Below are 13,118 nucleotides of genomic sequence, written 5' to 3' on the forward strand. Positions count from 1 at the left end.
AGTGGGGTTTTAAGCAACGCCATTACAGCGTTTCTGCGATCTCATCAGAGATTTCACCGTTATGGTAAACTTCCTGCACGTCGTCACAGTCTTCCAGCATGTCGATCAGGCGCAGCAGTTTCGGCGCGGTTTCGGCATCCATTTCGGCTTTAGTGGAAGGGATCATCGAGACTTCAGCCGAGTCGGCTTTCAGACCGCCCGCTTCCAGCGCATCACGCACCGCACCCATCTCTTCCCACGCGGTAAAGACATCAATCGCGCCGTCGTCATAGGCCACAACGTCTTCTGCACCTGCTTCCAGCGCCGCTTCCATCACCGCATCTTCGTCCTGACCTGGCGCGAAGGAGATTACGCCCTTCTTGCTGAACAGGTAAGAAACCGAACCGTCGGTACCGAGGTTGCCGCCGGTTTTGGTGAAGGCATGACGCACTTCGCCCACGGTACGGTTGCGGTTGTCGCTCAGGCACTCAATCATCACTGCTGAGCCGCCCGGACCGTAACCTTCATAAATGATGGTTTCCATGTTGGAATCATCTTCACCGCCCACGCCGCGTGCGATGGCACGGTTCATGGTGTCGCGCGTCATGTTGTTAGACAGCGCTTTGTCCATCGCTGCGCGCAGACGTGGGTTGGAACCCGCATCGCCACCGCCCAGTTTCGCGGCGGTGACCAGCTCACGAATGATTTTGGTGAAGATTTTACCGCGCTTAGCGTCCTGAGCAGCTTTACGATGCTTAGTATTCGCCCATTTACTGTGTCCAGCCATCTTACATATTCTCCGATCTTTTACTGGGTGCAGGCTATCTTACTTGCGATCTTGTCCCCCGGCAGTGCTCGCAATCCTCACGTACATAAGTACGCTCCGGTTGCTGTGCGCTGGCGGTGAACAACCTCGCGGCGCCGATTACGCCTGACTGTTCGATATTGTTCGGTGCGTTCATTGAAAACTCACCAGATTAATTAAACTTAATGCATTCGCCACCGGAAAAACGCGCGGCGGCGAGCATTCAGATAAATTCTTCAATCGCCTGGCGGTTACTCCAGGACTTGGTGAGGGCTGCGGCAGCGGCGGGTTCGAGCCAGCGCGCGGCAAGATGCTCGGTGAGCAGCAGGTCGCGTTCTGCGGGTATGGCCAACCTGAACCAGTGTTCGCGATTGTGCGTGGTGCCCGGTGCGTAACGATGACGATAGTGCGGGAAGATCTCAAATTCGATTTGCTTGTGGCAATCGTCCAGCACTAGCTTTTCGTGCGCAATATCGATGGCGAGTTCTTCTAACACTTCGCGCTGAGCTGCCTGGCGCGGGGTTTCGCCCGCTTCCAGGCTGCCAGTGACCGATTGCCAGAAGCTGTCGTCATCACGTCGCTGCAGCATTAACACCCGGCCGGTATCGCGGGCAAAAATCACCACCAGCACCGAAACCGGATGTTTAAAGCCCATTATTTGTTCTCTGTTTTTTCTTTTTTCGGCGCCACCAGAATGCCGAGGTCCAGCAACGCAGCGGGATTCGCTTCGCTTGGGGCTTCGGTCATCATGCACGCGGCGGCGGTCGTTTTCGGGAACGCGATCACATCACGGATGTTATCGGTGCCGGTCAACAGCATGGTCAGACGATCCAGGCCGAACGCCAGGCCCGCGTGTGGCGGCGTACCGTATTTCAGTGCGTCGAGCAGAAAGCCAAACTTCTCACGCTGCTCTTCTTCGGTAATGCCGAGGATGCTGAATACCGTCTGCTGCATTTTACCATTATGAATACGTACGGAACCGCCACCCACTTCGTAGCCGTTAATCACCATATCGTAGGCACTCGCTACCGCTAGTACCGGATCGGTTGCCAGCTGTTCCGCGCTCAAGTCTTTCGGCGACGTGAACGGATGGTGCATCGCTGCCAGGCCGCCCTCTTCATCTTCCTCAAACATTGGGAAGTCGATCACCCACAGCGGCGCCCAGGCTTTGTCATCAGTAATCTGCAGATCGCGACCCACTTTCAGACGCAGCGCACCCAGCGCATCCGCCACCACTTTGGCGCGGTCCGCACCGAAGAAGATCAGGTCGCCATCTTGGGCGCCAGTACGGTTGAGAATGTCTTCAACGATTTCTGCGCTGAGGAACTTGGCAACCGGGCTTTGTACACCTTCGAAGCCTTTCGCACGTTCGTTGATTTTCATCCACGCCAAACCTTTGGCGCCATAGATTTTGACAAATTCACCGTACTCATCGATTTGCTTACGCGTCAGCGCTGCACCGCCCGGTACGCGCAGGGCAGCCACGCGGCCTTTGGCATCATTGGCTGGGCCAGCAAACACCTGGAATTCTACGTTTTTCAGCAGATCGGCAACGTCGACCAGCTCCATTGGGTTACGCAGGTCTGGCTTATCTGAGCCGTAACGGTTCATCGCTTCCGCAAAAGTCATCTGCGGGAAGTCACCGAGATCCACGCCTTTGATATCGATCCACAATTCACGAATCAGACGTTCCATCTTTTCACGCACCTGCTCTGCGGTCATGAAAGAGGTCTCCACGTCGATCTGGGTGAATTCTGGCTGACGATCGGCACGCAGATCTTCGTCACGGAAACACTTAACGATCTGATAGTAGCGGTCAAAACCCGACATCATCAGTAGCTGTTTGAACAGCTGAGGCGACTGCGGCAGCGCGTAGAACTTGCCTTTATGCACGCGGCTTGGCACCAGATAGTCACGCGCGCCTTCAGGCGTGGCTTTGGTCAGCATCGGCGTTTCGATATCGAGGAAACCCTGGTCGTCCATAAAGCGACGCACGAAGCTGGTAATTTTAGCGCGGGTTTTCAAACGCTGCGCCATTTCCGGACGACGCAGGTCCAGGTAACGATAGGTCAGGCGCGCTTCTTCGCTGTTGACTTGGTTAGAGTCCAGCGGCAGCGGTTCAGCGCGGTTGATGATATTCAGCTCGTGGGCAAACACTTCCACTTCGCCGGTCGCCATATCGCTGTTTTTGTTCTTTTCGTCACGTGCACGCACGGTGCCGGTGATCTGGATACAGAATTCGTTACGCAGCTCAGATGCCAGCTGGAAAGCGTCCTGACGATCGGCATCAAAGAACACCTGCGCGATACCTTCACGGTCACGCATATCGATAAAAATCAGGCTACCCAGATCGCGACGGCGATTTACCCAGCCGCAGAGAGTGACTTGCTGACCCACGTGAGACAGATTGAGCTGTCCGCAATATTCTGTACGCATAACGTATCCTTTTAACTTCGCCGCTGCTGCCAGACAGCATCAGGCCGCGTAACCTTCTGAGATGCTGTCGCAAAAAAGGCGGCTATTATAATGGAAAAACCCAGGCAGGATAAGTGGAGCCCGATCAAAGCGGACAAAACATTATGCTTTATCGCGCTGTTTTTCCTGCCGACATCAAAACAGGTTACATTAAGCCGCCCTTTCCCGCCCTAAAGGATTCAGGAGTTCGCGTTGACACTTCGTCTTGGATTACCGCAATGGCAGCACCCGCAATGGAAACAGTTCGGTATTGAGACCTTAGCCGACTACGCGCAGCTGTTTGGTTGTGTGGAAGGCAATACCACATTGTATGCGCTGCCAAAGCCGGAAGTGGTGCTGCGCTGGCGCGACATGACGCACGACGATTTCCGTTTCTGCTTCAAGTTTCCCGAGAGCATCAGCCATAAAGCGGCGCTGCGCGGCTGTGATGAGTTGCTGAATGAGTTTTTCCGCCTGCTCGATCCGCTCAGCACGCGCATTGGTCAATACTGGCTGCAGCTGCCGGCGGCGTTTTCACCGGCTCAGCTCGGCGATTTGTGGTCTTTTCTCGATAGTTTGCCGCGCAATTTCCACTATGGCGTCGAGGTGCGGCATCAGGCATTTTTCGCCAAAGGTGATGCTGAACGCGCGCTGAATCGCGGTTTGCTGGAGCGTCAAATTAATCGGGTGATGCTGGATAGTCGTCCGGTGCATGCCTCCACCTCACAGTCGGCCGCAGCGGTGCACGCCCGATCGCAAAAGCCGCGTGTGCCGCTGCATGTGGTGCGTACCGGTGCGCAACCGATGGTGCGTTTCATTGGCAGTGATAGCGTGGCGGAGAGCGTGCCGCTGTTTCAGCCATGGCACAGCAAGCTGCAAGCGTGGCAGCGGGATAGCGATCCGCTGCTATTTATCCATACGCCGGATATGGGCGAGGTGTTTCCGCTGCTTCAGGCGTTGTGGCCACAGTTACAGCAGCTGGAACCAACCTTACGCGATCTGCCCGACTGGCCGCAGCAATCGAGCCTGTTCTAGACGCAACGCAAAGGGTGCAGCCTGCCCGCGTTTCTGCCAAAATAGCGCCCTTTCCGTTTTCTCTCCGGACCTTTTCATTATGTCTGATCGCGATACGCTATTTTCCGCGCCCATCGATAAGCTGGGCGACTGGACCTTTGACGAGCGCGTAGCTGAAGTTTTTCCCGATATGATTCAGCGCTCGGTGCCGGGTTATTCCAACATCATTTCGATGATTGGCATGCTGGCGGAACGCTTCGTTCAGCCGAATAGCCAGGTTTACGATCTCGGCTGTTCACTGGGTGCCGCCACGCTTTCGGTGCGCCGCAATATTCATGTGCCGGGCTGCCAGATTATTGCCGTGGATAATTCACCGGCGATGGTGGAGCGCTGCCGTCGCCATATCGACGCCTTCCGCGCGGATACGCCGGTGCAGGTGATCGAAGCAGATATTCAGGACATCCATATTGAGAACGCCTCATTGGTGGTGCTGAACTTTACCCTGCAATTCCTTGAGCCACCGGCACGCCTCGAGCTGCTGAAGAAGATTGTTGACGGATTAAATCCGGGCGGCGCGCTGGTGTTGTCGGAGAAGTTCAGTTTTGAAGATGCTGATGTCGGCGAGTTGCTGTTTAACATGCATCACGATTTCAAACGCGCTAACGGTTACAGCGAGCTGGAGATCAGCCAGAAACGCAGCATGCTGGAGAACGTGATGCTGACCGATAGCGTTGAAGCGCACAAAGCGCGCCTGAAAACCGCCGGGTTCCAACATGCGGAGTTGTGGTTCCAGTGCTTTAACTTTGGTTCGTTGGTGGCGTTGAAATGATTGAGTTTGGCCGTTTTTATCAGCAGATTGCCACCGGCCCGCTCGCCAGTTGGCTGGAAGTGTTACCGGCGCAAGTCGCCGCATGGCAGCGTGAAAATTTGCACGGTAAGTTCCGCGACTGGGAGAAGTCAGTTGATTATTTGCCGCTGCTGACGCCGCAAAAGCTGGATTTGTTGCATAGCGTGAGCGCCGATGTTGAGGATCTGACCGATCGTCAGCGTCTGGGCATTGAGAATCTGTTACGCAATTTGATGCCGTGGCGCAAAGGTCCTTATTCGCTGTACGGTACCGAGATCGATACCGAATGGCGTTCCGACTGGAAATGGGATCGCGTGTTGCCGCACATTTCGCCGTTGCAGCATCGTACGGTGTTGGATGTTGGCTGCGGTAGCGGCTATCACATGTGGCGCATGATAGGCGCGGGCGCCAAACTGGTGGTCGGCATCGATCCAATGCAGCTGTTTTTGTGTCAGTTCGAAGCGGTGCGTAAGCTGTTGGGTGACGATCGTCGGGCGCATTTGCTGCCGCTGGGCATTGAGCAACTGCCGGCGTTACAAGCGTTTGATACCGTGTTTTCCATGGGCGTGCTTTATCACCGCCGTTCGCCGCTCGACCACTTGATGCAGCTGAAAAATCAGTTAGTCAGTGACGGCGAGCTGGTGCTGGAGACGCTGGTGATTGAAGGTGATGAAAACGCGGTGTTGGTGCCGGGTGAGCGTTATGCGCAGATGCGTAACGTCTACTTTATCCCTTCTGCGGCGGCGCTGAAGAGCTGGCTGGAGAAGTGCGGATTTGTCGATGTGCGCATCGCGGATTACGCGGTGACGTCCGTGGAAGAGCAGCGTCGCACCAGCTGGATGACCAGCGAGTCGCTGGCTGAGTTTCTTGATCCTAACGACAGCACCAAAACCGTGGAAGGTTATCCCGCCCCGCTGCGCGCCGTGCTAGTCGCGCGCAAGCCGTAATGTTTAACGCCGCGATAGCGCCAGCTTCGCGGCGAAGCCAATAAACACGCAGCCCGTCAGGCGATCCATCACTTTCAGCACCGCTGGGCGACGCAGATGCGCCGCAAAGTATTGGCTGCTGCCAATTAGCACCGCATTCCACACCAAACCAATCACCATGTGCGTGAGCGCCATCAGCGTACACCACAGCGGCACCGACGCGCCCGCCGGAATAAACTGCGGCAGAAAGGTAACGTAGAATACGCCGACTTTAGGATTTAACAGGTTACCAAAGAGTCCGCGCGTGAAGCAGGCAACATAACTTTGCTCTTTACTCTGCGCGTGCTGCCCTTCTTCCGCTTGGGTGCGTGGGTTGATGAGTAATTTGACACCGAGATAGAGCAGATAGGCCGCACCGATCCATTTCAGCAGGTTATACGCCATTTCCGAGGCCAGCAGCAGCGCGCCCAAGCCTAAACCCACCGCAACGCCCCACACCAGACAACCCAGCGTAACGCCAAATGCCGTAGCCCAGGCACGTTTCCAGCCTTGCGCGGCGGCGGAACGCAACACTAATGCAGTATCAAAACCGGGCGTGAGTGTGAGGATGGTGATGGCGAAGAGGAAAGATAAAATTAGTGTCATGCGATGTTCTCAATTGCTCCGGTGCGTTTCAGGCTGAAAACAAGGGCCGCTGCGTAAAGGCGTCGTGGACACTTCCCTGTGGACTCTGCCGCCGCATCCATGCGGCGGAAGCTTTACTTCGCGGCCCTTGTTTCCAGCCTTTATGTGGGTTTTGTGGGTTTTGTTCGTTTTGCTTTAATCTTGTGCGGCGGTTTCGTTGGGTGCGTTCCAGTATTGGTATTTATAAGCGGAGCTGAGATGGCGTTCAATGGTGCCTTTGGCGAACACTTCGGTTTCATGCAGATAACTGAGCGTGCAGTTGCCCACTTCATCCCACAGCTGACACTCATCCACCGAGCGCAGCGTGCTGACTGGCGTGGTCGCGGTGCTGTTCAAACGCAGTTCCCGCCACTGGTTATCATAGCTATAAGTATCTTTGCTGCGCGCGCTGGTGGATAAGGTTACCAATCCTTGTGGATTCCAGCGCCAGCTGCTTTCGCCGTTGGTCATATTATCGCTGCCGCGCGCCACGCTTTTTTCCACTCTGAACTGTTTGTCATAGCGATAAGTGGTATCGGTAAAGCCATCTTTGCCCATGCTGGTGAATTTATCGGATGAGCTGATGATGTTGCCATGCTGGCCGATTTGCCAGCTGATGGTGCCCTGGCGGTTGTCGACCACTTCCTCTTGCCCAGCTTTGATCACTTTAACCATGTAGGCATATTCCGCCACCCAGCCGCGTTGAACGCGGGCGATATGCTGTTCCATCGTCAATAGAACATTGCCTTCATTTTTGTCGTAGGAGATATCGGCCACCATCAAATCGCCGCACTGATCAAACTGGCCGAGTACGCGCTTTTGCGAGTTCACATCTTTGCCAAATTCGCCTGCCACCACCTGACGCACCGCGCCTTTGGCATCGCCACCCAGCATGATCCAGTTGTTGCTGCTGGTGATGTTTTTGCTCATCGGCGGACACGCGGTGCTGACCGCCAGCGCGACGCCGCAGTACGGGAGTAGCAGCATTAAAACGGTATAAGGGATGGATTTCATGAAGGTTATCCGTACGAAGCCATAGAGTAATCAAAGCATCATTTACGCGATCACGCTATCTCCGCGGAAACTGCAGATAAAAAGAACCCCAGTTAGAAGAACTGGGGTTGGTACTTGCAAACATCACGTCATTTGAGCTGGCGTGCTGCGCGGCAAAATCGGGGGGAATTCAGGCTACCCGGACGGCGCTCAACTGCGTCATGCTTTTCATGGCTTCAACCACATCACCATCAACGCAATAGCGACTGAATTCATCGGTTTCGGCTTCGGAGCACATGGAAACACCGGCTTTACGGTAGCGCATCGGCGAAGCGACTAAACGGCTGGCGGAGCTGTGGACTTCCTGCAATCCACTGTCGATGAATTTCTGGATGTTGCTCAAACGTACGCCCGCACCGGCCATAATAATTGGACCTGTGCTGTGTTCATTTAGTTCCCTTAATAATGCAATTCCTGCTTCGGCACTCTGCTGCTGACCAGACGTCAGGATCCGCGCGATGCCTAAATCAGCCAGCACCTCAAGTGAGCGTTTCGGGCTGTGGCATAAATCAAAGGCGCGATGGAAGGTGACGTCCATGCCGTCACACAGCTTCATAATCTGCTGCATACGAGCAATATCGACATGCGCATCTTCATCCAGCATGCCAATCACTAAGCCGGGAAAACCGAGTTCACGCATTAGCGCAACGTCCGATTTCATCGACTCAAACTCAAAGTGGGTGTAGCAAAAATCGCCGCCGCGCGGACGGACGATAGGATGTACCGGGATCGAAATTTCACGTCGTGCCGCTTCCAGCACGCCGGCTGAAGGCGTCAACCCACCTTCGCGCGGTGCACTGCACAGCTCCACGCGATCGGCACCGGACAGCTGCGCAGTCATTGCGCAGTCGATGCCGTAGCAACAAATTTCCAGTTTCGTCATACCATGCTCCTTCTCATGACTTCTGGCTCGGGATGAATGCTTCAGTTAGTCTACTTAATTGGACAGTTTACGTGGAACTCGCACTATGGCATTCGATTTTAATCAATGGATAGACCGTCGTCACAGCGATAGTTTGAAATGGCACAAATATGGTGATCGCGATGTGCTGCCGCTCTGGGTCGCAGACAGCGATTTTCGTTCGCCGCCGAGTGTGATTGAGGCCATTAAACAGCGCGCTGAGCACGGTGTATTTGGCTATGGCGCAACGCCAACCGGATTGATTGATATCACCCTTTCGCGTTTAGCGCAGCGCTACAACTGGCAGATTGAACCGGACTGGATTGTGTTATTGCCCGGCGTGGTGTGCGGTTTGAATCTTTCGGTCCGCGCATTCACGGAGTTTGGCGAATCCACCGTTTCCCCGACGCCGATCTATCCGCCGTTTCGCGGTGCAGCAAAGCTGGCCAACCGCGCACAGGTAAATTTACCGCTGCGTTTACAAGACGATCGCTGGGTGATGAATCTGGATAATAGCGCGATGCAGGGCAATGAACGCCTGCTGATGCTGTGTAATCCGCAGAATCCGGGCGGCACGGTTTATCGTCGTGACGAGCTGGAAGCGCAGCTGGCGTTTGCGCAGCAGCATGATTTGATCGTCTGCTCCGATGAAATCCACTGCGATTTATTGCTGTCACCCGGCGCACAGCATATTCCCTTTGCTACGTTAAGTGAAGATGCCGCACAGCGCAGCATCACGCTGCTGTCGCCATCGAAAACCTTCAATATTGCCGGATTGGGCGCGTCGCTGGCGATCATTCCCAATCCGGAGTTGCGTGCGCGGTTCAAACGCGTACGTGAAGGCATCGTGCCTGGCGTGGATATTCTGGCGTTGGTAGCTGCCGAAGCGGCGTGGCGCGATGGCGATGCATGGCTGGCAGCGCAGCTGGATTATCTACGCGCCAATCGCGACTGGCTGGTGGCGCAGGTGAATGCACTGCCAGAATTGCAGATGGCCGCGCCGGAAGCGACCTATTTGGGATGGATCGACGCCAGCAAACTGGATGTCGCCAATCCGATGGCGTATTTCGAGCAGCACGGCCTCGGTTTTTCGCCGGGCCACGATTTTGGCGATGATAATTTCGTGCGCTTCAACTTTGGCTGTACGCGCGCCACGCTGGAACAGGCGGTCACGCGTTTGCAAAAAGCGGTCGCGGCGCGGCGTTAAGCCTGCTCACTGGCGACAATCTCTTCCAGTCGCCATGGATGAAACTTAATGGTGGTTTGCCCGTCCGTCACCGCCAGCGTCGGATTGGGCAACCGCTCGTTCTCGCCTTTGGGCGCGCTGGTTTTAAACGAGATGCCCGGCTGTGTCAGCGCATCATCAGAAAGCAGCGCCATCGCCCGCATGCCCAGCGTTTCCGGTTCTCCACGCAGTACAATCTCTACATGTTCCCACCCTTCGTGGCGATACAGCTTTTCGCCTGGCCACGGCAATTCAATCACATCAATTTGCCAGCCCGCCAGGTTCAGTGGCTGATGCAGTTTGAACAGACAAATCGGGCGACCATTGATCATTGCCTCGGAAAACTGTGTGCCCATCTGCAATAAGCCAGATTTCCAGCGTTCTGCTGTTGCAAACTGGTGGCAGCGCACCGCGACGTGATCGGCTTCATGTTCAGCCAGGTTAATGCCTAAACGCTCAGAAAAATTCATCAGCGACTGCTCAAAACGCGCCATGTCTTGTTGTAAATCATCCAATTCCACAGGAAAGTGGGTCTGCATCATGCCTTACCTCTAATTCAGTTCAGGTTTACTAATCAATATGAAATTTGCTAACCGTTGATTCCGCTTGACAAAATTGTCGGATTCATCCGATTTAGGCGCCAAAAAGGCTAAAAACCGCATAAATAGACCATTCATTTCAGATTTATCACCTAATCAGGTCCAGCAGTTACTTTATGAAAGTAGGCTAAATATATGTTTTTAATCATAATAGTTAATACAATGAGATAAATCTTATTTAAATTGCAAACAATTGCAGCTTGAAACCCTTTCTTATAAATTTGGGTTTCACAACTACAAGGAACGGCCTTATGTCTATGCTCATTGTTGTCGCAGTCCTGATTGCATTAATGGGATTTGCAATTTCCCGCCATTGGAAGGTGCGTGAAGACAAAAGCGTTAAAAATCCTCGTCGTCACCCGCGGCGCCGTTAATCGGCGCTGGGGGCCCGATGTTGCCTGTCATCAGATACCGAATAGCTGACTCACTTTAACATTTCACGTATACTTCCCCTCTTATTTTTCCGTCCCGCCGCGCAGTTGCGGGATGACGACATCGGCTCGCCGCCTACAGGCGGGCCTTTTCAGCATATGAAGGTAACGCGGTGAATATTCAGGCTCTTCTTTCCGACAAAGTCAGTCAGGCAATGATTGCGGCGGGTGCGCCTGCCGATTGCGAACCTCAGGTTCGCCAGTCTGCGAAGGTACAGTTCGGTGATTACCAGGCAAACGGCATGATGGCCGTAGCGAAAAAGCTCGGTCAGGCACCGCGACAACTGGCTGAGCAGGTGATTCAGCATCTGGATCTTAACGGCATCGCCAGCAAAGTCGAAATCGCCGGTCCCGGCTTTATCAATATCTTCCTCGATCGTGCATGGCTGGCGGCGCAAACCGCGCAGGCGCTGCAGCTGCCGCGTCTTGGCGTGAGTGCGGTTGCGCCACAAACTGTCGTGGTGGATTACTCCGCGCCTAACGTAGCGAAGCAGATGCACGTCGGTCACGTCCGCTCCACCATCATTGGTGATGCCGCAGTGCGTACGCTGGAGTTCCTTGGCCATAACGTGATCCGCGCCAACCACGTCGGCGACTGGGGCACGCAGTTCGGTATGCTGATTGCCTATCTGGAAAAGCAGCAGAACGAACATCACGAAGAGATCGCACTGGCTGACCTGGAAGCTTTCTACCGCGAAGCCAAAGTGACCTACGATGCCGACGAAGCCTTCGCCGAGCGCGCGCGTAATTACGTGGTGAAACTGCAGGGTGGCGACGAATATTGCCGCAGCATGTGGAAGAAGCTGGTAGATATTACCATGAGCCAGAATCAGCAGGTGTATGACCGCCTGAACGTGACGCTGACGCGCAAAGATGTGATGGGTGAAAGCCTGTACAACGACATGCTGCCAGGCATCGTTGCCGATCTGCGCGAAAAAGGCCTGGCGGTGACCAGCGAAGGCGCCACGGTGGTTTTCCTTGATGAGTTCAAAAACAAGGAAGGCGAACCGATGGGCGTGATCATTCAGAAGAAAGATGGCGGCTATCTCTACACCACCACCGACATCGCCTGCGCCAAATACCGTTTCGAAACCCTGCATGCCGATCGCGTGCTCTATTACATCGATTCCCGTCAGCATCAGCATCTGCAGCAGGCGTGGACCATCGTGCGTAAAGCCGGTTACGTGCCGGAATCGGTACCGCTTGAGCATCACGCCTTCGGCATGATGCTGGGTAAAGATGGTCGTCCATTTAAAACCCGCAGCGGCGGCACTATTCGTCTCGCCGATTTGCTGGATGAAGCGGTTGAACGCGCGCATGCGTTGGTCAGCGAAAAGAATCCAGAGATGTCCGCGCAAGAGCTGAAGGATCTGTCGGAAGTGGTCGGCATCGGCGCAGTGAAATACGCTGACCTGTCAAAAAGCCGCACCACCGATTACATCTTCGACTGGGACAACATGCTGGCCTTCGAAGGCAACACGGCGCCTTACATGCAATACGCCTACACGCGCGTGCTGTCGGTGTTCCGCAAAGCCGGCATTGATGCCGATAGCCTGAGCGGTGACATCGTGCTGACTGAAGAGCGTGAAGCGCAGTTGGCTACGCGTCTGCTGCAGTTCGAAGAAGTGATAACGCAGGTCGCGCGCGACGGTACACCACATGTGATGTGTGCTTATCTGTACGATCTGGCCGGCCAGTTCTCTGGCTTCTACGAACACTGCCCTATTCTCTCCGCCGAGGACGAGAACATCCGTCAGAGCCGCCTGCAGCTGGCCGCGTTAACCGCGAAAACGCTGAAGCAAGGTCTGGATACGCTGGGCATTAAAACCGTCGAACGCATGTAATACCTCTGGCGGAGAGCGCCACAAATGGCTCTCCGCTTGCTTTCCCCCTTTTTTCCCCTCTGACAAAATTTTGCTCTTCAGCCCGCTCTGAATAGCGCTGCTGCCGTGCCCAATACCCGCCATTCCTCAGCCTCGATACGCTTTCTCATTTTTCCGACACAGCTCACCAAATAAACAAAACTCATACCTTCATAACCATTTTATGGCAGACAAACTCGCACGCCATCCCTAATTTGGTTATGGAAGCAAGAACATAAAAACATGCAACAAGCTGTTTTAACAGCTAAAAACTATAAAACTCACCCCCTGCAATCGGGTTAAAGTGATGCCCCCGGCTAATGTCAGGGCAGAAAAAAATCTCAACCCGATAACGTTAT

13 protein-coding genes are annotated in these 13,118 nt (G+C 54.5%); 6 read left to right on the forward strand and 7 right to left on the reverse strand.

The window, feature by feature from the left end; all coding sequences use genetic code 11:
• Positions 1–22: 22 nt before the first annotated feature.
• From IB226_RS06180 to aspS, 3 genes are all read right to left on the reverse strand, one after another.
• Positions 23–766 carry a YebC/PmpR family DNA-binding transcriptional regulator gene (locus IB226_RS06180; RefSeq protein ID WP_007889557.1) on the reverse strand — a complete coding sequence of 248 codons (744 nt, stop codon included), beginning with the start codon at positions 764–766 and terminating at the stop codon, positions 23–25.
• 241 nt (positions 767–1,007) lie between these two features.
• Entirely contained in the window at positions 1,008–1,439 is a 432-nt protein-coding gene (gene nudB / locus IB226_RS06185) for a dihydroneopterin triphosphate diphosphatase (RefSeq protein ID WP_008110490.1), read from the reverse strand.
• Positions 1,439–3,220, reverse strand: a complete 1,782-nt coding sequence (gene aspS, locus IB226_RS06190; RefSeq protein WP_192234110.1) for an aspartate--tRNA ligase — start codon at positions 3,218–3,220, stop codon at positions 1,439–1,441. The genes nudB and aspS overlap by 1 nt, the downstream gene beginning before the upstream one ends.
• A 231-nt stretch (positions 3,221–3,451) precedes the next feature.
• On the opposite strand from aspS, the gene IB226_RS06195 reads away from it, so the two are divergent.
• The 3 genes from IB226_RS06195 to cmoB all read left to right on the forward strand — a co-directional run bounded on the left by IB226_RS06195 (position 3,452) and on the right by cmoB (position 6,046).
• Positions 3,452–4,273, forward strand: coding sequence for a DUF72 domain-containing protein (locus IB226_RS06195; RefSeq protein ID WP_192234112.1), 822 nt, complete (start codon positions 3,452–3,454; stop codon positions 4,271–4,273).
• Between the two features lie 79 nt (positions 4,274–4,352).
• Positions 4,353–5,081, forward strand: a complete 729-nt coding sequence (gene cmoA, locus IB226_RS06200) for a carboxy-S-adenosyl-L-methionine synthase CmoA (RefSeq protein WP_192234114.1) — start codon at positions 4,353–4,355, stop codon at positions 5,079–5,081.
• Entirely contained in the window at positions 5,078–6,046 is a 969-nt protein-coding gene (gene cmoB, locus IB226_RS06205; RefSeq protein ID WP_192234116.1) for a tRNA 5-methoxyuridine(34)/uridine 5-oxyacetic acid(34) synthase CmoB, read from the forward strand. Before cmoA ends, cmoB begins: the two co-directional genes overlap by 4 nt.
• 3 nt (positions 6,047–6,049) lie before the next feature.
• Here the strand turns inward: cmoB and IB226_RS06210 are convergent, their stop codons facing one another.
• The 3 genes from IB226_RS06210 to cutC all read right to left on the reverse strand — a co-directional run bounded on the left by IB226_RS06210 (position 6,050) and on the right by cutC (position 8,624).
• On the reverse strand, positions 6,050–6,670 hold the full coding sequence (locus tag IB226_RS06210; RefSeq protein ID WP_192234118.1) for a LysE family translocator: 621 nt from the start codon (positions 6,668–6,670) through the stop codon (positions 6,050–6,052).
• Positions 6,671–6,844: 174 nt separating this feature from the next.
• On the reverse strand, positions 6,845–7,702 hold the full coding sequence (locus IB226_RS06215; RefSeq protein ID WP_192234120.1) for a hypothetical protein: 858 nt from the start codon (positions 7,700–7,702) through the stop codon (positions 6,845–6,847).
• Positions 7,703–7,871: 169 nt separating this feature from the next.
• Positions 7,872–8,624 (reverse strand): copper homeostasis protein CutC, encoded by a 753-nt coding sequence (gene cutC, locus IB226_RS06220; protein ID WP_101764150.1) that lies wholly within the window; start codon positions 8,622–8,624, stop codon positions 7,872–7,874.
• A gap of 85 nt (positions 8,625–8,709) precedes the next feature.
• Between cutC and IB226_RS06225 the strand changes: the two genes are divergently transcribed.
• Entirely contained in the window at positions 8,710–9,849 is a 1,140-nt protein-coding gene (locus IB226_RS06225) for a MalY/PatB family protein (RefSeq protein ID WP_192234122.1), read from the forward strand.
• On the opposite strand, the gene IB226_RS06230 is transcribed toward IB226_RS06225, so the two are convergent.
• Positions 9,846–10,406 carry a VOC family protein gene (locus IB226_RS06230; protein WP_192234523.1) on the reverse strand — a complete coding sequence of 187 codons (561 nt, stop codon included), beginning with the start codon at positions 10,404–10,406 and terminating at the stop codon, positions 9,846–9,848. The genes IB226_RS06225 and IB226_RS06230 overlap by 4 nt on opposite strands.
• A gap of 311 nt (positions 10,407–10,717) precedes the next feature.
• Here IB226_RS06230 and IB226_RS23325 point away from each other — a divergent pair, with 311 nt between their 5' ends.
• A complete protein-coding gene (locus IB226_RS23325) occupies positions 10,718–10,840 on the forward strand; it encodes a hypothetical protein (RefSeq protein ID WP_007889544.1) in 123 nt (40 codons plus the stop codon).
• A gap of 170 nt (positions 10,841–11,010) precedes the next feature.
• Positions 11,011–12,741: an arginine--tRNA ligase gene (argS, locus tag IB226_RS06235; protein WP_101764148.1), complete on the forward strand. Its 1,731-nt coding sequence runs from the start codon at positions 11,011–11,013 to the stop codon at positions 12,739–12,741.
• The last annotated feature ends 377 nt before the right edge of the window (positions 12,742–13,118 follow it).

Source organism: Pantoea sp. PNT03 (assembly GCF_014852515.1).
Taxonomy (GTDB): domain Bacteria; phylum Pseudomonadota; class Gammaproteobacteria; order Enterobacterales; family Enterobacteriaceae; genus Pantoea; species Pantoea leporis.